This is a genomic window from Gemmatimonas phototrophica, from assembly GCF_000695095.2.
Classification (GTDB): Bacteria; Gemmatimonadota; Gemmatimonadetes; order Gemmatimonadales; family Gemmatimonadaceae; genus Gemmatimonas; species Gemmatimonas phototrophica.
This window is the reverse complement of record NZ_CP011454.1, coordinates 20,754-41,618: the sequence shown is the minus strand read 5'-3', so window position 1 is coordinate 41,618 and position 20,865 is coordinate 20,754. Positions and strand designations below refer to the sequence as shown.

The 20,865-nt window shown below is 65.5% G+C and carries 15 protein-coding genes; 10 read left to right on the top strand and 5 right to left on the bottom strand.

Features of this window, described 5'->3' with window-relative positions:
- The first annotated feature begins 7 nt into the window (after positions 1–7).
- The 9 genes from GEMMAAP_RS00175 (at position 8) to GEMMAAP_RS00135 (ending at position 9,497) form a co-directional block, all read left to right on the top strand.
- The gene (locus GEMMAAP_RS00175) at positions 8–718 is read left to right on the top strand and encodes an SIMPL domain-containing protein (RefSeq protein WP_053333855.1); all 711 of its coding nucleotides are present in this window, start codon (positions 8–10) and stop codon (positions 716–718) included.
- A 632-nt stretch (positions 719–1,350) separates the two neighbouring features.
- Entirely contained in the window at positions 1,351–2,175 is an 825-nt protein-coding gene (locus GEMMAAP_RS00170; protein WP_082820932.1) for a ParA family protein, read from the top strand.
- Positions 2,172–3,146: a ParB/RepB/Spo0J family partition protein gene (locus GEMMAAP_RS00165; RefSeq protein ID WP_026848953.1), complete on the top strand. Its 975-nt coding sequence runs from the start codon at positions 2,172–2,174 to the stop codon at positions 3,144–3,146. Before GEMMAAP_RS00170 ends, GEMMAAP_RS00165 begins: the two co-directional genes overlap by 4 nt.
- Before the next feature lie 42 nt (positions 3,147–3,188).
- On the top strand, positions 3,189–4,232 hold the full coding sequence (locus GEMMAAP_RS00160; RefSeq protein ID WP_043580064.1) for a BMP family protein: 1,044 nt from the start codon (positions 3,189–3,191) through the stop codon (positions 4,230–4,232).
- A 24-nt stretch (positions 4,233–4,256) separates the two neighbouring features.
- The gene (locus tag GEMMAAP_RS00155) at positions 4,257–5,093 is read left to right on the top strand and encodes a Nif3-like dinuclear metal center hexameric protein (RefSeq protein ID WP_053333854.1); all 837 of its coding nucleotides are present in this window, start codon (positions 4,257–4,259) and stop codon (positions 5,091–5,093) included.
- Positions 5,090–6,661 (top strand): ABC transporter ATP-binding protein, encoded by a 1,572-nt coding sequence (locus tag GEMMAAP_RS00150; protein WP_145978916.1) that lies wholly within the window; start codon positions 5,090–5,092, stop codon positions 6,659–6,661. Before GEMMAAP_RS00155 ends, GEMMAAP_RS00150 begins: the two co-directional genes overlap by 4 nt.
- Positions 6,658–7,734 carry an ABC transporter permease gene (locus tag GEMMAAP_RS00145; protein ID WP_053333853.1) on the top strand — a complete coding sequence of 359 codons (1,077 nt, stop codon included), beginning with the start codon at positions 6,658–6,660 and terminating at the stop codon, positions 7,732–7,734. The genes GEMMAAP_RS00150 and GEMMAAP_RS00145 overlap by 4 nt, the downstream gene beginning before the upstream one ends.
- A 7-nt stretch (positions 7,735–7,741) precedes the next feature.
- On the top strand, positions 7,742–8,662 hold the full coding sequence (locus GEMMAAP_RS00140) for an ABC transporter permease (RefSeq protein ID WP_026848949.1): 921 nt from the start codon (positions 7,742–7,744) through the stop codon (positions 8,660–8,662).
- Between the two features lie 151 nt (positions 8,663–8,813).
- Positions 8,814–9,497 (top strand): YiaD family glycine zipper/OmpA-like lipoprotein, encoded by a 684-nt coding sequence (locus GEMMAAP_RS00135; protein WP_043580269.1) that lies wholly within the window; start codon positions 8,814–8,816, stop codon positions 9,495–9,497.
- A 70-nt stretch (positions 9,498–9,567) separates the two neighbouring features.
- Here GEMMAAP_RS00135 and GEMMAAP_RS00130 read toward each other — a convergent pair whose 3' ends face one another.
- Positions 9,568–9,921 (bottom strand): HPF/RaiA family ribosome-associated protein, encoded by a 354-nt coding sequence (locus tag GEMMAAP_RS00130; RefSeq protein ID WP_053333852.1) that lies wholly within the window; start codon positions 9,919–9,921, stop codon positions 9,568–9,570.
- A 110-nt stretch (positions 9,922–10,031) separates the two neighbouring features.
- Here GEMMAAP_RS00130 and GEMMAAP_RS00125 point away from each other — a divergent pair, with 110 nt between their 5' ends.
- Positions 10,032–11,333, top strand: coding sequence for a dipeptidase (locus GEMMAAP_RS00125; protein WP_026848947.1), 1,302 nt, complete (start codon positions 10,032–10,034; stop codon positions 11,331–11,333).
- 158 nt (positions 11,334–11,491) lie between these two features.
- On the opposite strand, the gene GEMMAAP_RS00120 is transcribed toward GEMMAAP_RS00125, so the two are convergent.
- The 4 genes from GEMMAAP_RS00120 to GEMMAAP_RS00105 form a co-directional block, all read right to left on the bottom strand.
- A complete protein-coding gene (locus tag GEMMAAP_RS00120; RefSeq protein WP_026848946.1) occupies positions 11,492–12,841 on the bottom strand; it encodes a TldD/PmbA family protein in 1,350 nt (449 codons plus the stop codon).
- Complete coding sequence (locus GEMMAAP_RS00115) at positions 12,841–14,481, bottom strand: TldD/PmbA family protein (protein ID WP_026848945.1); 1,641 nt, start codon at positions 14,479–14,481, stop codon at positions 12,841–12,843. The genes GEMMAAP_RS00120 and GEMMAAP_RS00115 overlap by 1 nt, the downstream gene beginning before the upstream one ends.
- A 515-nt stretch (positions 14,482–14,996) precedes the next feature.
- Positions 14,997–18,266 carry a DEAD/DEAH box helicase gene (locus GEMMAAP_RS00110; RefSeq protein ID WP_053333850.1) on the bottom strand — a complete coding sequence of 1,090 codons (3,270 nt, stop codon included), beginning with the start codon at positions 18,264–18,266 and terminating at the stop codon, positions 14,997–14,999.
- 219 nt (positions 18,267–18,485) lie between these two features.
- The gene (locus GEMMAAP_RS00105) at positions 18,486–20,837 is read right to left on the bottom strand and encodes a Tex family protein (RefSeq protein WP_053333849.1); all 2,352 of its coding nucleotides are present in this window, start codon (positions 20,835–20,837) and stop codon (positions 18,486–18,488) included.
- Positions 20,838–20,865: the final 28 nt, after the last annotated feature.

Genomic DNA, 20,865 nt, shown 5'->3' with positions numbered 1-20,865 from the left:
TATTCCCATGGCGCTGGGCGCGGTGGGGATGAGTCTGGCGTTGGCGCGTGTGGGTGGGGCGCAGGTGGTGCAGCCGCCGCAGCCGCCCACGATCTTTGTGTCGGGGCGCGGTGAGGTGCAGGTGGCCCCCGACCGGGCGCGTGTGCAGGTGGGTGTCGAGACCCAGGCCAAGACCTCGCAGCTGGCGGCGCAGGAAAACAACAAGAAGCAGGCGGCCATCCTGGCGGCCATCCAGAAGCTGGGCGTCCCGGCGGCGAATATTCAGACGCTCAACTACAACGTGGCCCCGGTGCAGCGGTACGACGACAAGCTGCGCCGAGTGGTGATTGACGGCTATCAGGTCAGCAACATCGTGCAGGTGGAGACCGACAAGCTGGAGCAGGCGGGCCCCATCATCGACGCCGGGCTGGCCAACGGCGCCAATCGGGTGGCCGGGCTGGACTTCCTGGTAAAGGATCGGGCCAAGGCGCAGGATCAGGCGCTCACTCTGGCCGTCGCTTCGGCGCGGCGCCAGGCTGAGGTGGCCGCCAAGGCTGCCGGCGGCGAGGTGGCGGAGCTCATGGAGCTCACGATCAATGAATTTGAGCGCCCCGAGCCGCGGGCCATGATGGCCATGGCCATGAAGGTCGAGGCGGATACCCCGGCCCCCATCAGCGCCGGTACCAACACCATCAGCGTCTCGGTGGGGACCCGCTGGAAGTTCGCCAAGCGGCCGTAAGGCGTCTCGCACAGATAAGGAGGGGCCCGGGCGACTGCGTCCGGGCCTTTTTTGTGCTCATGTGCGAAAGTGTTTCACGTGAAACGCCGTGATTTTCCCGAGCGACCGCCCGGCACGACCCCACACGCTCCTTCGCGCGTTGCTTCGGGGGTGGCCCGGTGCTCGCGTCCGCCCGGCACGACCCCACACGCTCCTTCGCGCGTTGCTTCGGGGGTGGCCGTGCAATGCTCTCGCATTGCCGGCGTCACCCCCTCAGAGACGCGCGGCGGAGGTGTGGGGCCGCGCCGGGCTTGGCCCTCCAGTGCGCGCGCCCACCCTATCGCGTAGGCACCACGACCGCGGCGGATGGCCCGAGGCTGACGGCGCGCGGCCCCCTCCCGCCCCGACCGCGCGTCTCTGAGGGGGCACCGCCCCCGAAGCAACGCGCCAAGGGGTGGGAGGGGGTCGCGCGACGGGGCCCACACCAACCCCAAAGCGCCGTTAACTGCACCCGCGCGGCGCCAGACCGCCCCCAACGCGCCCGTTTCACGTGAAACCATGCCAATTCGCAGGCAATTGCGCCGCCGCCATGGTCCGCCGCCCCCATTCGCCCTATACTTCGCCTCCCGCGAACCCCCCTCTCAGCCAAAGCCGTGGGACGCATACTCGCTATCGCCAATCAGAAAGGTGGAGTCGGAAAGACCACCACCGCCGTGAACCTCGCCGCCTCCCTCGCGGTCGCGGAGCAGCGCACGCTGCTCATCGACGCCGATCCCCAGGGGAACGCGACCTCCGGCTGCGGCATCAGCCGCGATGACTTCTCCGTCAACACCTACGACGTGTTGCTCGGCGAAGTCCCTCTCGATCAGGCGCTCATTCGGGGCGTGCAGTTCCGGCACCTCGATGTGCTCCCCACCACGCCCGATCTGGCCGCCGTGGAAGTGGAACTCGTCGATGCCGACGACCGCGTCTCCCGGATGCGCAACGCCCTGGCCGGAGTGCGCGACCGCTACGACTTCATTCTGATTGACTGCCCGCCGTCGCTGGGGCTCATCACGCTGAACATGCTCGTGGCCGCCGACGCCCTGCTCATTCCGCTCCAGTGCGAGTACTACGCGCTGGAAGGGCTGTCGCAGCTCATGGAGACCGTGCAGCGCGTGCAGGATTCCATGAATCCCACGCTCGAAGTGGATGGCGTGCTGCTCACCATGTACGACACGCGGCTCAATCTCAGTCGCCAGGTGGCCGCGGACGCCCGCTCCCACTTTGGCGACAAGGTCTTCCAGACCGTCGTCCCCAGGAATATTCGGCTCGCGGAAGCCCCCAGCTTCGGGAAGCCCATTGTGGTGTACGATGTGGCGTCGGTGGGCGCACAGGCCTACATGGCCGTGGCCCGCGAGATGATCGAACGCCGCGATGCCACCCAGGACGCCGCGCCATCCCCGGATGCGCACGACCACCCCAGTGACGCCGTATGACCCCTGAACCACCACGCCGGCTCGGACGCGGGCTCGACGCCCTGCTCGCCCGGAAAGAGCCCGCCAAAACCACGGCCCCTGTCGGCGCCGCGACGGCCACGCCAGCCCCCGCGCCCGCACCACCGGTGGAAGAACCCAACGCCGCCGGGTCGCTGCGCACGCTCAAGCTGTCGGAGATTCGCGCCAATCCGTACCAGCCGCGCAAGGAGTTCCGCCCCGAGGAGCTGGCCGACCTTGAGTCGAGCCTGCGCATCAATGGGCTGCTCCAGCCCATTACCGTGCGCCCCGCTCCCACCGGCTCAGGCTACGAACTCATTGCCGGTGAGCGCCGCTTCCGCGCCGCCAGTCGGTTGGGGTGGACGGAGATCCCGGCGCTGGTGAAGCCGGTCGACGATCGCATGCTGGCCACGCTGGCCATGATCGAAAACCTGCAGCGCGCCGACCTCGATCCCATTGAAGAGGCCGACGGCTACCAGCGTCTCATCGACGACTTCTCGCTCACCAATCAGGAAGTCGCCGACGTCGTGGGGAAGGACCGCTCCACCGTGGCCAACGCGCTGCGCCTGCGCCAGCTCCCGGCCAGCGTGCGCCGCATGCTCCAGGACAAGCAGCTCACCGCCGGGCACGCCCGTGCCCTCATTCCGCTGGGCACCGAACGCGCCATTGTGGACCTCGCCCGCGAGGTGTCGGCGAACGGACTGTCCGTGCGCGAAGTCGAACGCCGAGTGCAGGCCGGGCGCCCCAAGCCACCCGCCGCCGGCAAGAAAGCCACCCCAGGCGCGGCCCCTGCCGTCCCCGCCGGGGCCTCCGGCGCCGTGGTTCGCCAGATCGAAGAAAAGCTGCGGCGGAAACTGCAGACGGGGGTAAGCATTTCTCTTTCAGCGAAGGACAAGGGCGAAGTGCGCATCGCCTTCTTCTCCAACGATGATCTCGAGCGCCTCCTCGAAGTACTTGGCGTTTCTCTGGACTAACCCACCAAGGCGCCACAAATGCGCCACCATAGGATATCTACGATGATTTCGAAGACGTTCCGCGCGTTGGCGCTCGCGACTGCCGCGGCGGCCGCCTCTGCCTGTGGTGGCGACAGCAAGACCAGCGCAGCCGACAGCACCGGCGCACCGACGCTGCGCGTGGCCCTGCTCACCCCCGGCCCCATCTCCGACAAGTCGTGGAATGGCGGCGCCTATGACGGGCTCACCGCCCTCCGCGATTCGCTGGGCGCGCAGATCTCCCATATCCAGACCAAGACCCCCGCCGAGTTCGAAGAGAACTTTCGCCAGTACGGCGCGCAGGGGTACACCGTGGTCGTTGGGCACGGTTTCGAATTTCAGGATGCCGCCACCCGCGTCGCGCCCAGCTATCCGAAGACCAACTACATCGTCACGTCGGGACGCGTGACGGGCCCCAACCTCGCCGGTGTCGCCTTTCTCTTCGAAGAGGCCTCGTACCAGGCGGGGATGATTGCCGGTGCGGTTACCAAGACCAACAAGCTGGGGCTCATTGCCGGCACCGAACTGCCGCCCGTCAAAGCCAGCTTCGAAGCCTTTGCGCGCGGCGCCAAGGCCGTGAACCCCAAGGTCGAGGTCATCACGTCGTACATCGGCAACTGGGATGACGTGAGCGCCGGCAAGGAACAGGCGCTCGCCCAGATTGCGCGCGGCGTTGACATCATCTTCCAGAACGCGGACGCCGCCGGGCTGGGGATTTTCCAAGCCGCCAAGGAAAAGAAGGTGTACGCCTTCGGCACCAACGCCAACCAGAACGCCGTCGCCCCCGACGTCATTCTGGGCAGCGTGGTCATTGATCTTCCCAAGGCCTTCATGCTCCTCGGCCGCGAAGTCCAGAGCGGCGCCTTCAAGGGGCGCGTCATCAGCCTCGGGGTAAAGGAAGATGTGGTGCGTCTGGTGCTCAACCCGGCATTGAGCGCGGTTATCCCCGCCACCGCCATGGCCGCCTCCGACAGCGTGGGCACCCTCCTGCGAACAGGAACGTTCGACGCCCTGAAGGATCTCACCGTGGCCGCCGACAGCGCCAAGCCCATCGCCCCGGCCAAGTAACTCCCCCACACGCCACCGCGACGCATGTCCACTCCGAACGACGACCGCATTCTCGCGCAAGCGACCGGCAATGGGCTCGACACCCCGGTCGCTTCGCTGCGTGATGTCGTGCAGGCGCTCGACACGGAACTGCGCACCTTCGATATCCCTGACTACGGCGGCGCGGTGAATGGCCTGCAGGTGGCCAACCGGGGCACGGTACGAAAAGTGGCGGTGGCCGTCGACGCGTCGCGCGCGGCCATTACCGAAGCCGCCATCAGCGGCGCCAATTTGCTGGTGGTGCACCACGGCCTCTTCTGGGGTGGCGCGCAGCCACTCACCGGCGTGCACTACGAAAAATTCCGCACGCTCTTTGGCGCCGACATTGCCGTGTACTCCACCCACCTCCCACTGGACTGCCACCCGGAGCTGGGAAACAACGTGCGTCTCGCGCAGGCGCTGGGACTTGTTCCGTCGGCCGGCTTTGCGCGCTACAAATCCATTGATGTGGGCGTCATGGGTGACGCCAACGAACCCACGGCCAATGTGCTCGCGCGTGTGGAAGCGTTCGCGGCCCGCTACGGCGGCTCGGTGCGCACTTCCATCCCGGTGGGCAGCCGCACCACCAAGCGGTGGGCCATCTGCACGGGCGGTGGCGCCAGCACCGAGACACTGCGCGAAGCGCGCGAACGCGGCGTAGACACCCTCATTGTTGGCGAAGGCCCGCACCACACCACGGTCGAAGCACTCGAACACGACTTCTGTGTGATCTACGCCGGCCACTATGCCACCGAAACCCTCGGTGTGCAGGCACTCGGCGCGTGGATTGAGGCGCGCTTCGGCGTGCCCTGGACCTTCCTGCACCTCCCCACCGGGTCGTGAGCACCTCCGTCGCCGGAGTCGCTCCGGGCGGAGCAACACCGGGCGTCGTGCCCATGCTGTCGTTGCGTGGCATCACGCACCGCTTTGGCGGAGTGCTGGCCCTCGACGACGCATCATTCGTGGTGCGACCCGGAACAGTGCACGCGCTGCTCGGGGAAAACGGCGCCGGCAAAACCACACTCATGCGCGTGGTGTTCGGCTTGCTCGCGCCGCAGGCCGGCGACATGCAGTGGCGGGGCGCCCCGGTACACTTCTCCTCGCCGGCGAACGCGCTGGCCAGTGGCATTGGTATGGTGCATCAGCACTTCACACTGGTGCCCGCCATGACGGTGGCAGAGAATGTGGCGCTGGGTGGACATGGCGCGTATCACCCAGCGGCGGCGGAAGCGCGCGTACGTGAGGTATCGACACGCGCCGGCTTGCCGCTCGACCCGCACGCGCGCGTAGACACATTGCCCGTAGGGGCGCAGCAGCGGTGCGAAATTGTGAAAGCGCTCGCGCGTGATGTGCAGCTGCTCATTCTCGATGAACCAACAGCCGTGCTGGCCCCCAGTGAAGCCGCCGAGTTGCTGGCGTGGGTTCGGCAACACGCCAACGCCGGCAATGCGGTGGTGCTCATTACGCACAAACTGCGCGATGCCCTGGCGGTAGCCGATGACATTACCGTGCTGCACCGCGGCCGCACGGTGCTCACGACCCGCGCCGCGCACACCACACAGGACGCGCTCGCGGCCGCCATGTTGGGAGAGCAGCCCGATGTCTCCGGGCAGAGTGCAGAACAAGTGGCCGCGGGCATTACGGAAACGGCATCACACGTGGTCCCGCTGCACTCCGGCACCACGGTACCGGAAGGCGCCTCCTCCACGGTGCTGGCGCTCGACGCTGTACGCTGGCGTGATGCCCGCGGCGTAGAGCGCGTACACCACGCCACGTTGCAGGTGCGTGCCGGCGAAATTGTGGGCATCGCGGCCGTGGAAGGCGCGGGACAGCACGAGCTGCTTCGTTTGCTCGCCGGTCGGTTGGAGGCAACAGCGGGACGTGTCGTACGTCCCGCGCGCGTGGGCTTTGTGCCGGAAGACCGCCATCGTGATGCGCTGCTGCTCGACGCCCCGCTCTTTGAGAACACGGCGCTGCGCAACGCCGGTGCCCGTCGTGGGCGCATGCCCTGGCGTGCGCTGCGCGAAAGCACTGCACAGTTGCTGACGCGCTTTGATGTACGGGCGCCCGGTGCATCGGCTGTGGCGCGCACGCTGTCGGGGGGCAATCAGCAGAAGTTCGTCCTGGGGCGCGAACTGGCCGACCAGCCGGAAGCGCTCATCGTGGAGAATCCGTCACGCGGTCTGGATTTCAAAGCCACCGCGGCGGTGCAGCAATCGTTGCGCGACGCACGCGACGCCGGCACCGCCGTCGTAGTGTACAGCAGCGACCTCGATGAAGTCATGCTGCTGGCAGATCGTGTGTATGTGATGCACGCCGGACAGGCGCACGAAGTACGCGGTGATCGCGACGCGGTAGGGCGTGCCATGCTGGGGGGCGCATCGGCGCATAACGTGGGCGGCGGGGTATGAACGCGCGCGCCTTCTGGTATCGTGGCGTTGCACCGTTGGCCGCCGTGCTGGTTGCCGCGTTGCTGTTGCTGTCATTGCTGCTGCTGGCCACCGGGCACGACGTGGGACCGGCGTTGCAGGCGCTGGTGCGTGGAGCGTTTGGTTCGTCGTACGCCATCACCTCGGCCACCATGGTGCGGATGGTGCCGCTCGGTTTTGCCGGCCTCGCAGTGTCGCTGGCATTTCGGGCGGGCATCCTGAATGTGGGTGCCGAAGGACAGTTGCTCATAGGCGCTGCCGCCGCGACGGCCATGGCGGTCCCAATGGCCGGTGTCTCGCCGGTGATTGGTATTCCCGTTTTGCTGGTGGCGGGTGCAACGGCTGGTGCGGTATGGGCTGGCATTGCCGCGCTGCTGCGCCTGCGCTTCGGCGTGCTGGAAGTGATCAGCACCATCATGCTCAACTTCGTGGCGCTGTATCTCACGGGGTGGTTGGTGCGTGGCCCGTTGCAGGAACCCACGCGCATCAATCCGCAGTCGGCGTCGTTGCCCGACGCGTTGCATTTGCCGGTGCTGCTGGATGGCACCCGACTGCACGCCGGTGTGCCCTTGCTGGTGGTGGTGGCGGTGGGTGTGTGGTGGTGGTTGTCGCACACCGCGAGCGGCTTCCGCGTGCGCGCCGTGGGCGCCAATGCGTTTGCCGCCCAATCAGCCGGTGGCATTGCCGTCTCGCGCACCGTGTTTACCGCCTTTCTGTTGAGCGGGCTGCTGGCGGGGCTGGGCGGCGCGGTGGAGTACACCGGCATCACGTACGCGCTGTACGAAAACTTTTCGCCGGGGTACGGCTACACCGCCATTGCTGTAGCACTCATGGCGCGGTTGCATCCGGTGGGGGTACTGGGCACGGCGCTACTCTTCGGGGCGCTCGAAGCTGGCGCCAACGCCATGCAGCGTGATGCGGGTGTGCCCAGTGTCGTGGTGAGTGTGGTGGAAGCCTTGCTCATTCTGCTGGTGGTCGCGGCCGATCGTGTGGTCGATCGAGTAGGTGATCGCGTGGACACTCCGGTGGCGGCGCGCGCCGAGGCCGCGACGTGAGGATGTCATGAGCGCGTTGGATATTGGCACCGGCTTTCTTGAGGCCACGGTGCGCACGGCCACTCCGCTGGCGTTCGCGGCATTGGGCGAGTGCATCAGTGAGCGCGCGGGCGTGATCAACATTGGCCTGGAAGGGTCCATCATTGCCGGAGCGCTGGGCGCCACCGTGGCGGCTGGTGTGATTGGGGTAGGCGGTGGTTTTGCGGTGGGGGCGCTGGCCGGTGTGGCCGTGGCAGCGGTATTCGCGCTGTTCACGGTGGGGCTCAAGGCCGACCAGATCATCACCGGCACCGCCATTACCATGTTTGCGCTCGGCCTCACCGGCACGCTGTACCGCACCATCTTCGGCACGTCTGGAGTGGCGCTGAGTACGCCAACGACGGGGGTGGTGGCCATTCCGGGTTTGTCGTCGTTGCCGCTGGTGGGCCCGGGGTTGTTTGCGCAGCCATTGGCCACGTACGTCGTGATGCTGCTGGCGCCGTTCCTCGCGTGGTGGCTGCAGCGCACACATGGTGGGCTCGCGCTCCGCGCCATTGGCGAATATCCCGAGGCCGCGGTGGCGGCGGGGATCGCGCCACGGCGTGTGCAAGCGTTGGCGGTGCTCTTCGCCGGCGGCATGGCGGGGCTGGCCGGTGCCACGCTGGTGCTCGCGCAGGCGGGCACGTTTGTGGAAGGCATGTCCGCCGGGCGCGGCTTCATTGCCATTGCCATTGTGGTGCTGGGCCGGTGGCGCCCGCTGGGTGTAGCAGCGGCAGCGCTGCTCTTTGGGGCGGCCAACTCGCTGCAGACGCTCTTCCAGTCCATGGGCTTCACCGGCGTGCCGTATCAGCTGTTCCTCGCCCTCCCCTATGTCCTCACGCTGCTGGTCTTGGCCGGCGCGAGCGGGCGGGCCGCCTCACCGGCGGCGCTGGGGAAGCGGGTGGGGTAGGAGCCTTTCGTGCATGATCGGCACCATGAACGGCGTGAGCCGGACTGGGAGGAACCGACGGCACGATCAACGCGACGGGCATCACGACCTCGAGCATACGCTGGCACGCCCTGTGCCTGTTATCGCCAATGACATTCACAGGGAGCACCACATGTCGGCACACACACCAAAGCGCCTGCTGCTCAGCGGGCTGCTCGTCAGCACCACACTGGCCGGGTGCCAGTCGTTGAACCGCAAGCAGGAAGGGGGCGCCATTGGCGCCGCCGCTGGCGGGGCCATTGGAGCGGCCGTTGGTCGCGCGAACGGCTCCACCGCCAAGGGGGCCATTCTGGGCGCCGTGGTGGGTGGCACGCTGGGCGCGGTGATTGGACACCAGATGGATCAGCAAGCCAAGAAGATCGAGCAGCAGGTTTCCGGGGCCACGGTAGAGCGCGTAGGCGAAGGCATTCAGGTTACGTTCGCCTCCGGCCTGCTCTTTGACACCGAGTCGTCCACCATTCGCGATCTGGCCGCCACCAATCTGCGCAATCTGGCCAAAAGCCTGAACGAGTATCCCGGCAGTGACCTGCTCATTGTGGGGCACACCGACGCGCGGGGCGAAGACAGCTACAATCAGGCGCTTTCCGAGCGTCGGGCCAACGCGACGGCCGACTATCTCGTGAGCCTGGGGGTGACACGCACACGACTGCGCACCAACGGGCGGGGGGAAGCCGAACCGGTGGCCGACAACAGCACCGAAGACGGGCTGCAGTTGAACCGGCGGGTGGAAGTCGCGATCTACGCCAGCGACAAGATGAAGGCGGACCTCGGCCGGGGATTCACCCCGGAACGCTGATGGCGGTCACGAATACCAGAGACGCGGGCTCAGCGAATCACTCGCTGGGCCCGCGTGGGTTGTGTGCCGCCTAGAGGGAGAGACCCTGCGTCTCAAAGGGATCAACGCCCTTGGGCGGCCGCAGACGCGCCACCCGACGGTCCAGCACGGTGGTGAGTTTGTCGCGCGCGCCATGGAAGGCCGCCGTGAGCGTTGGCCCCGTATGGCTTACCGCCACCGGATCGCGACCACGGAGCCGGGCTTCCAGCATGCATCGCTTGTCATTGCTCCCGGCCTTCTCGGCATTGGCGTCCTGAAAATGCACCTCAATGCGGGTGATATGCTTGTCGAAGCGCGCCATGGTGCGCTGCAGATCGGCTTCGGCCTGGCGTACCTCCTCGTCACTTCCCTCGACCTGATTGTCCGTATTCAGCTGAATGAGCATGGTATCTCCATAGGTAGGAAATGGATGAACGGTGCTCGCCTGAGCGGCGTATTTCTACGTACCCCGCGAGTTGTCCCTGATCGGTCATTTGTCCCAATCCATTCATCACCATGCCGACACTCCGTACTCTCCTTGCCATGGGGCCGCTGGGCCTCGCGCTGGGCCTTCCCACTGTACTCGCTGCACAATCGGGACCGCCCCCGCGCGACGAGTCGGCCATTCTTGCAACGGCCAAGGCCATTCACGCGAAAGTGCTTTCCATTGACACGCACGTAGACATCTCGCCCGCGAACTTCAACGAGAGCGGCCCCAACTACGCGCAGAAGCTGCCGCGTACGCAGGTGGACATCGTGAAGATGGAAGAGGGTGGCCTCGTGGGCGCCTTTCTCATCGTGTACGTGGGGCAGGACACCGCGCTCAACGCGGCCGGCTTTGCGCGCGCCAATGCGCAGGCGCTCGAAAAGTTCGACGCCGTGCATCGCCTCACCGACAAGCTCGCACCAGCGCGCGCCGAACTGGCGTACACGGCGGCCGACGCCCGTCGCATTCACCGCAGCGGCAAGCGCGTCATTTTCATTGGCGTGGAGAACGGCTTTCCCATTGGCAGCGACATTGCCAACGTGGAGAAGTTCTATCAGCGCGGCGGACGGTACATGTCGCTGGCGCACAACGGTCACAGCCAGCTCTCCGACAGCAACACCGGCGAACGTGATGGCGTGTGGCTGCACAACGGTCTCTCGCCGCTGGGCAAGCAGGTCATCGCCGAGATGAATCGGCTGGGCATGATGATTGATGTGTCGCACCCGTCCAAACAGTCCATGCTGCAAACGGTGGCGTTGAGCAAGGCGCCCATCATTGCGTCACACAGTGGCGTGCGCGCGTTGTGCAATCACAGCCGCAACATGGACGACGAGCAACTCGACGCGCTGAAGAAGAACGGCGGCGTGATTCAGCTGGTGGCGTTCAACAGCTACGTGAAGTGCAACCCGGCCAAGGATGCCGAACGCGCCGCCGCAGTAGACGCGCTGCGCAAGGAATACGGCATTGCCCCGGGCTCACGCGTGGCGGTGCAGCGGGCCATCGAAGCGCTTCCCAACGACAAGCGCAACGAATATCTGGCCAAGCAGGAGGACATCACGGCACGGCGGTATCCCAGCGACCCGGCCGCGACGGTCGCGGACTTTGCGAATCACATTGACTATGTGGTGAAGCGCATTGGGATCAACCACGTAGGCATCAGCAGCGACTTCGACGGCGGCGGCGGCGTGGACGGCTGGCGCAACGCCAGCGAGTCGATGAATGTGACCGCCGAGTTGGTGCGGCGCGGCTATACGGCGGCCGAAATTGAGAAAATCTGGGGCGGCAATTTGCTGCGGGTGATGGAGGGGGTGGAGAAGGTGGCGAAGAAGTGAGGTTGCGCTTGGCGGAGGAGTTTTGAGTTGTGAGTGGGAGTATTCAGTTGTCAGTTGAAGTTGTGAGTTATCAGTTGAAAACTGAAGACTGGTAACTCGAACTGACAGCTGAAAACTCCCACTGAGAACTCAAAACTCCCCGGCCTAAACGCAATCCATCACACCGCTTCCGACAAACTCGTAAAATTGAAATCCCTCGCCTTGAGCGACGGCATCACCACATCGCCGCCCTGCTCGGTGCCGGCCAGTCTCTCCGGTCTGCCGAGCGCCTCGAGATTGTTCAGCATGAACAGCGGCGACTCGTTGAAGCGGAAGTTGCGCAGACTCTTGGTGATCTTGCCATTCTCCACCAGGAACGTGCCGTCGCGGGTGAGTCCCGTGTAGAGAATGGTGCGCGGATCCACTTCGCGCAGATACCACAGGCGGGTCACCAGAATGCCGCGTGTGGTGCCCTTGATGAGATCCTCCACGCTCTGCGTGCCGCCGGCCATCTTGAAGGAGCTCGGGCCACCGGTGGGTGTCTTGCCCTGCTTCTTGGCCCAGAAGCGCGAGTAGATGAGCTGCTTGAGCACGCCGTTCTCAATCCACACCTGACGGCCGAGTGGCATGCCTTCAAAATCCCACGGGCGACCCAGCAGCTGTGGATCGGCGGGGTCGGAGAAGATCGTGATGCGCTCATCCATGATCTTTTCGCCCACCTTGTTGCCACCCCCCTGCTTCACGAAGGGGCTGCGCCCTTCGTCGGCGCTGCGGGCGTCGGCGTAGTTGCTGATGAGCTGCACCAGATCGCCCACGGCCTGCGGCTCGAGAATGACCGTGTAGCGTCCCGGCTCAATGGCCACCGGATTGCGCGACAGGCGCGCTTTTTCTACGGCCGTCTCTGCCACACGACGCGCATCGAGCTGCGCCCAGTCGGCATGATCACCGGCGGCCCAGCCGGAACCGGTGCCATCGGCGGTGCGCACGGTGAGCGTGTAGTTCGCGTTGGTACTGCGATGATACGCAAACATGCCGGTGCTGTTGCCAATGGCCAACGCGCCGGCAGTGGTCACGAGATACCCGGCCGCCTTGAGATCACCGGACTTGCGAGACAGTTCGAGCGCGTCAAGCGCGGCCTTGGCACGGTCGCTGGCCGACAGATTCGCCGTGCTGTCGAAGAACGAGTTGACCGGCGTGTACGTCTGCGCCCCCAGCTGCGGCATCGACTCCGGATCGTCGGGCGAGAGACGCGCCAGCCGTTCGCTTTCACGCACGGCGCGGGCAATGCTTTCGTCGGAGAGATCGTTGGTGGTGACCACGGCATGCTTGGGGCCGAACGCGCTCTGAATGCCCAGCTGCGCGTCGGTGGTGCTGCCGGCGGTGCTCACCTGATTATCGGCGAAGCGGATGTTGCCGGCGGTGTACGTATTCACCTGCACGTCTACGGCATCGGCCTTGGACATCTTGATCGCCTTTTCGACGATCGCCTGCGCCTGATCGCGCGTGAGGATGGCGGTATTGGTTTGCATTACGCTGTCCTCCCGGTGTTGATCACGTTCACATTGCGGAAACGGGCCGGGGGTGAGCCGTGGCTCACCGCGTTCACCTGTGGCGGCTGTCCCTTGCCGTCAAAGAAGGAGCCACCCAGCTGATAGCTGCGCTTGCCGCCAATCATGTCCATGCTGTTCCAGAAGTCCGGCGTGCGAATCTGATAGGCCACGTCTTTCAACACGCCCACCACCTTGCCGCCCTTGATTTCGTGATAGAGCTGCCCGCCGAACTGCGCGTTGAAGCGCTGCTGATCAATGGAGAAGCTGCCGTCGCCCTGAATGAGAATGCCGCGATCGGTGGCGGCAATGAGATCGTCCTGCGACAGATCTTTTTCGCCCGGCATGAGTGACACGTTGGGCATGCGCTGGAATTGTACGTTGTCCCACCCCTGCGCGTACGAGCAGCCGTGTGAGCGCACGGGGGCGCCACTCTTGTCGTACCACCAGCGCAACCACGGCGCCTGTTCACGCGTGGTCTGGTAGTCGTTGAACATGCCGTTCTTCACAATGAGGAATTCGTCGGGCTTCACGCCGTCGTCGTCCCAGCCAATCGTGGAGAGTCCGCCTTCCTGTGAGCGGTCGCCCTGGATGTTCATGATGCTCGGGCCGTACTTGAGAGAGCCCAGCATCTTGTCGGGCGGCGCCACAAAGCTGGTGCCGGCGTAGTTGGCTTCGTAGCCCATGGCCCGATCGAGCTCGGTGGGGTGCCCGATGCTTTCGTGAATGGTGAGCCACAAGTTCTGCGGGTCGAGCACGAGATCATAGCGCCCCTGCTCCACCGGCTTGCCGGTGAGCTTGGCGGCCGCTTCTTCGCCCCACTTCTGCGCGTTCCCCACCAGATCACTCTGCAGGATGTACTCCCAGCCGCGGGCCATCGGGGCCACCATGTTGCTGCGGTTCTGGAAGTCGGTAAAGTCGGCGCTGACGGCGGTGATCTGCATGGTGGGCCATGAGCGCACCACGTCCTGCTTGGTGACGGTGCCGTCGGTGTTGGCGTAGTTGCGTTCGTCCTTCACGAAGAAGAAGCCGCTGAACACGTACTTCACATTCTTCGCCTTGAGCGCGCCGGCGTTGGCCTTGAGCAGCAGATCGGCCTTCTGTTCCACCGGAATGTCAAACGGGTCCTGCGTAAACGCCCCCTTCCACACGCCGTCCTTCACCACCGGGGCGGGAAGCCACTCAATGGGATTGGCACGGGCAATTTTGGACGCCTTGGCAATCGCCACCGCTTCGCGCGCCGCCGCGGCGGCACCATCGGTGGTGAGAATGCGCGTGGCGGCAAAACCCCAGGTACCATCAACCAGGGCGCGCACACCAATGCCCACGGTGTCGGTGTCTACCACCTGCTGAATCTGCTGTTCGCGGGTGAACACGAAGTTCTGCCGCTGACGGCTGCAGCGCACATCGGCGTAGGTAGCGCCGGCCATCTTGGCGGCATTCAGCGCGGCGTCCATGAGCGCGCGCACGTTGGCAATATCGGTGAACGCTTCGAGCGCCTTGGCATCGGGCGCCGGCGCCGCAGAGAGCAGGCGCGGAATGCCGGCGAGGGCACTGCCGGCCAGCAGGGCGCCGCCAAAGGCAGTGCCGCCCTGCCACAGAAAATCACGTCGGGAGGTCATGAGGGTAAAGCAGACTCCGCCATGCAGGTGGGATGCGGGCCCGACCGGGCTCGCTGCGTGCCAACACGTACGCCGCCGAGGGCGGCTTCGTTTCGACACGGCCTGGGCGCGCAATGGTTGCGGTCGTGCGCGCGACCGACCGGCGCGACCCCACACACTCCTTCGCGCGTTGCTTCGGGGGTGGCCGTGCGCCGCTCGCGCGGCGCCGGCGTCACCCCCTCAGAGACGCGCGGCGGAGGTGTGGGCCCGCGCCGGGCTCACCGACGCATATAAGCGCCCGGGCTAGAGATGAGCGAGCGAAGCGACGCGGAAGCACTATCGCGTAGGCACCACGACCGCCGTGGTGCGCCCGAGGATAACGGCGCGCGACGCCCACCAGCCCCGACCGCGCGTCTCTGAGGGGGTGACGCCGGCAATGCGCCAGCATTGCTCGGCCACCCCCGAAGCAACGCGCCAAGGGGCTGGGGGGCGCCGCGCGCCGGAGCCCACACCAAAGCCCACCCCCAACCGCCGTTCTAGCTGAGCAACAACGCCAGTTCGTCGCGTCCAATGCTGGCCAATCCCCCGCGGTCCTCGGAAAGGATAGAGTCCGCCAGCGCCCGCTTGCTCGCCTGCAGCTCGAGAATCTTGGACTCGATCGTATCGCGCGCCACTACCCGCGTGGCCAGCACATGCCGGGTCTGACCAATACGGTGCGCGCGGTCAATCGCCTGCGCTTCCACCGCCGGGTTCCACCACGGATCGAGCAGAAACACATACTCGGCCGCGGTGAGGTTGAGCCCGTGCCCACCCGCCTTGAGACTGATGAGAAAGAGCGGCGGCCCCTCGGCCGACTGGAACCGCTCCACTCGGGCCTGACGGTCGCGTGTCTTGCCGTCGAGATACTCGTAGGGAATCCCCTGCGCATCCAGCCGGTTGCGCAGCAACGACAGAAAACTCGTGAACTGCGAAAAGACCAGCGCCTTGTGCCCCTCGTTGGCAATTTCCTGCAGCGACGGCACAATGACATCGAGCTTGGCCGACGGCAGCGCCGCCTTGCGCGGATCCACCAGCGACGGATGACAGGCCGCCTGCCGCAAGCGCAGCAACGCTTCAAGAATGTGCATGCGCGACTTGGACAATCCCTCGCGCTCCACCTGCGCAAACACACTCTCCACGTACTGCTGCCGCAGCTCCTCGTAGAACGCCCGCTGCCGTGGCTCCAGCTCCACTTCCAGCGTCTGCTCCGTGCGCATGGGCAGCTCCGACGCCACCTGCCCCTTGGTGCGCCGCAGAATCACCGGGCGCAGCGCGCGCGAAAAGAGATCATCACGCGGCTGGCCTGGTAACGTCACGCCATCACCGGCGCGCTGCCCCAGCATGCGCGCCGCCGTGCTGAATCGCGTGGACGCGCCCAGCATCCCCGGGTTGAGGAACTCGAAGAGACTCCACAGCTCCTCAATACGGTTCTCAATGGGCGTGCCCGTGAGTGCCAGCCGATGATCGCCCTGCAGCAACCGCGCCGCCTTTGCGGTGGCTGTGCTCGCGTTCTTGATCGCCTGCGCTTCGTCGAGCACCACATAGTCAAACCGGCGCGATCCCAACCGGTCAATGTCCCGGCGCAATGTCCCGTACGTGGAGACCACCACATCGGCATCCGCCGCATCAAGCGCATCGATCTCACGCTCGGCATGACTCAAATCGAGCACCCGCAATGCAGGCGCAAAACGCTCCGCCTCGCGCATCCAGTTGAACACCAGCGACCGCGGCACCACCAGCAGCGACAGTCCCTTTCCTTCGGCGCGACGTGCTTCCAGCATGGCCAGCACCTGCACCGTTTTGCCGAGTCCCATGTCGTCGGCCAGACAACCGCCCAACTGGAAGCGACGCAGGAACGCAAACCACGACAGCCCGTCGCGCTGATAGTTGCGCAGCTCCCCGACAAAACCATCGGGTACCGGCTCCGGCGCAATCTCGCGGAATTCGTGCAACTGCGCGCGCGCGTGGGCGAGGTGCGCATCGACATCCACATCCGGGAGCTCGTCGAGCAACGCGTCGAGCATGGCCAACTGCGCCGGACGGAAACGCAACGCGTCTCCACGACGCTCGGCGAGCGCCATGAGCGCCTGCAGCGTGGCAATCTGGTCCATCGGCAACACACCCATCGATCCATCGGGCAACCGGACCTGTTCCTCGCCGGCCGCAGCGGCCGCCAGCACCGCCGCGAACGAGGCCATCTGCTCCCCGTAGCGCACGCCGCCGTGCAGGTCGAACCAATCGATCCCCGACGAGAGACTGATCTCGAGTTTGCCGGGGGCTACCAGCAACGCACCATCGGTCTCCACCTGCCACCCTTCACGCACCAGCGTGGCGGTGGCGCGTGGCAACAGATGCGACGACATGGTGAGCCCCATGCGATGGTTCACATGGGAGTACATCTCCAGTGCGCCCAGCGCGCGCAACCGCGTGACGGCATTGCGTTCGGCGGCCATGCGGCGCCGGTACAGCGTCCGCGTGTTGCGATCGAAGGTGGTGGGAGCCGGTGACTGCGCATCCACCATGGCGGTCCCGTAGCGGAAGCGCACCATCAGCCACGCCTGCGATCGTCGTCCGGCATCGGGACCGCTGGTGATGCTCAGATACGGCACCGGCGCCGCGTCGGCCTCCGTCTGCAATTCGCCCGGCGGCAAGGACAGCTTGGGCGCGGTACGCAGCAGGTGATAGTCGGCCAGGAACGGCGACGGATCGTCACCCAGGTCGAGTGAGCTGTCGTACCAGAGGCGATGCACCAGCGGCCAGATATCCTGCGCGTCAAAGCGCGCGAGCGTATCCCCCTGAATGATGAGCCCCTTGGGAGACACCCACTCCACATCGGCCAATGGGCGTGAGAGCCCATCGCGCTGCACGTCTCCCACCAGCGCATACCGTTCGGCGTCGGGACGCTCCACGCGCAACGCGACGGTCCAGGGCGCGCCATCGTCCCACTTCATGACCCGCCCATCCAGCGAACGGCGGCTGGTGGCCAGCAAGGCGCGCCCGGTGTCACAGATGGCGCGCAGTGTGGTGCCGTAAGCGCGCGGTGGCACGTGAAAGCCATCCGGGGGCATACCGGTCACATGCTGTACCATCTGCGAGCCGTGCAGCATTTCGGCAATCAGACGGTCCGCGGGATCGGTGGCGTTGAACCACGCATCAGCCGAAAACCCGAAATGACGCGATTCTTCCCACACCCCGTCTCGGGTACGACGCTGCGTGGCCACCTGAACGCGCACGCCGGGATGGTCGGAGACCTCGGTGGCGTGCACGAGGTAGACAATGCGCCGGTCGGCCGGCATGGCGGTGGCGCGGTTGCTCTCCGGTCGCAGATCCCGCGCCCGCTGCGCGAGCGCCGTGGCGCGCATGGCAATCTGCCATTCGGCCTGGGGCCCTGTGGGCTCCTCAGGGACCACCTCACGCGGGGGCGCCGCAAACTCCTGATGCTCCTCAGGGGTGACAAACGCCACGCGCAGTGGGGCCGCCGCCGGGTGCAACCCTTCCGGGAGTGCTCCCTCGCGGTCGAGCAGCATCATCACCGCCCACTGATGCTTGCACATGCCATGTTCGCTGGCATAGGCACAGGTACAGCCACTCTGGGCATCACGCACGTCCACTTCAATCTGGACCCGATACATCTGGGTCCCCTGCACCGTGGCATCCACCCGGCTGTGGTGCACCTGGCGCCAGGTGATCAGCCCCGGTGCGAGGTATGCCCGGGCACGCTCCCGCAACACGGGAGAGAACAGACGTTCCAGTTCCGGATCAAGCATGGACACCGCGGCGAAGCCAATTCATGGCGCGAGAGAGCATCCAATCAAGTTAGCCAGCGGGCGGGTGCGGCGGCAGCTTGGTTTGAAAAGCTCTCACGGAGAAACGGAGGGACGGAGGACACGGAAAACAGCAATGCAAAACGCTGTTTGCTCCGTGCTCTCCGTCCCTCCGTGACCTCTGTGAGAGCTGTTCACCCCACGTCAGCCACTACCGGTGCCCTATTTGAACCGAATCCCGTTCGGTGCCACCGCACCCTTGGTCGGGACAAAAGGCTTAGCCGCAGGCTTGCCCGGGGCCGGACGCGCCCCGCCACGCTGCGGACTGTTCTGCTGATTGTTCTGCTGCACATCACGGCGCGTCCCCCCTTCGACTGACGCACCAGCCCGGGGACCCATGCCGCCGTCGCTGCGCATGCTCAGCGCAATGCGACTCCGCGGCAAATCCACACTCTGCACCGTGACCTTCACCTTCATCCCCACCTTCACCACATCGTTGGGGTCCTTCACGAACTTGTCAGCAATCTGACTCACGTGCACCAGCCCATCCTGGTGCACGCCGATGTCCACGAACACGCCAAACGCCACGATGTTCGTCACCACCCCTTCCAGCACCATCCCGGGGAGCAGGTCGCTCGGCTTCTGAATGTCTTCGCGGAACGCGGGCGGCTCGAACGCGGCACGCGGGTCGCGCCCCGGCTTCTTGAGTTCCGCCACGATGTCGCGCAGCGTGGGCATGCCCACGTCGTCGCTCACGTATTGCTGCAGCGCAATGCGATCGACGAGCGCCTCGTTCCCCACCAGCTCACCCACGGCCACACCAAGATCTTTCGCCATGCGCTCCACCAGCGCATAGCGCTCCGGGTGCACGGCACTGGCGTCCAACGGATGCACTCCACCGCGTACACGCAAGAACCCAGCGGCCTGTTCAAACGCCTTCGCGCCAAGACGCGGCACGTCCTTCAAATCACCGCGGCTCTTGAAGCCACCCTTACTGTCGCGCAACGACACAATGGACTGCGCGAGGCTGGGGCCAATACCGGCCACGTAGCCCAGCAGCGCCGACGACGCGGTGTTGATCTCCACGCCCACGCGATTCACGCAGCTCTCCACAATGTCATCAAGGCGCTGCTTGAGGCGCGTCTGGTTCACATCGTGCTGATACTGCCCCACCCCGATGCTCTTGGGGTCGATCTTCACCAGCTCGGCCAGCGGGTCCTGCAGCCGGCGCGCAATGCTCACGGCACCACGCAGCGACACATCGAGCTCGGGAAATTCGCTGCGCGCCAGATCGCTCGCCGAATAGACCGACGCGCCGGCTTCGTTCACGACCACCACCTGTGGACGCGGCGCGTCCATTTCCCGCAGCGCCGCCTTGGTGAGCGTTTCCGTTTCGCGACTCGCCGTGCCATTGCCAATGGCAATGAGTTCAGGGGTGAACCGCTCCACCATGAGACGCACGGCGCCGGCGAAGCGATCTTCCTGATGGAGATACAGCGTGTCGGTGTGCACCAACGCACCGGTGGCACTTACCACCGCCACCTTCACGCCGGTGCGGAACCCCGGGTCGAGCCCAATGACCTTCTTCTCACCAGCCGGTGAGGCCAGCAGCAGCTGCTCGAGATTGCGGCCGAAGATGGTAATGGCTTCGTCGTCGGCGCGCGTCTTGAGTTCCACGCGCAGTTCCACCTCAATAGCCGGCGACAGCAAGCGCTTGTAGGCATCGGCGCACACCAGTGTGAACTGCTGCACCGCCTTCTTGCCCGTGCCCACTTCGGAAAACAGACGGGCGTTGATCTCTTCGACCGGCGCTTCAATGCGCCACAGCAGTTCGCCTTCGGTTTCGCCGCGACGAATAGCCAGCATGCGATGGCTGGGAATGGTGCCCAGCGACTCGGAAAATTCAAAGTAATCCTTGAACTTGGAGTCGTCAGACTTCTTGTCGGCGAGGACGCTGCTCTTCACCACACCCTTGGCGCGCGTCACTTCACGCACCCACCCGCGCACCACGGCGTCTTCGGCAATCTGTTCGGCCAGAATATCCCGTGCCCCTTGCAGCGCCGCTTCCGGCGTCGGCACTTCACTGGGCTTGCCATCAACTTCCGGCAAGACGAAGCCCGCGGCCTGGGCCAGCATCGCGGCATCGTCCATCGCGCCCTGCATGAGCGTTTCCGCCAACGGGCCCAGCCCGCGCTCGCGCGCAATCATGGCGCGGGTACGACGCTTGGGCTTGAACGGCAGATAGAGGTCTTCCAACGCCTGCTTGGTGTCGGCGGCCAGAATGGTGGCCTTGAGTGCATCGTCGAGCTTGCCCTGCTCTTCAATACTCTTGAGAATCGCCGCGCGGCGATCCTCCATCTCCTTGAGATACTCGGCGCGCTCACGCACATCGCGGAGCTGCACTTCGTCGAGTCCACCCGTGACTTCCTTGCGGTAGCGGGCGATAAAGGGGAGCGTGGCGCCCTCGGCGAAGAGGGCGAGCGTGCGCTGAACCTGCTGGGGATTCAGCGACAGTTCCGTCGCCACGCGTGACACGAGCACGGGGGCGAGTAGATCGAGGGTAGGAGCAGTCATAGGCGCGGATTCTACGCATTGGGGCTGA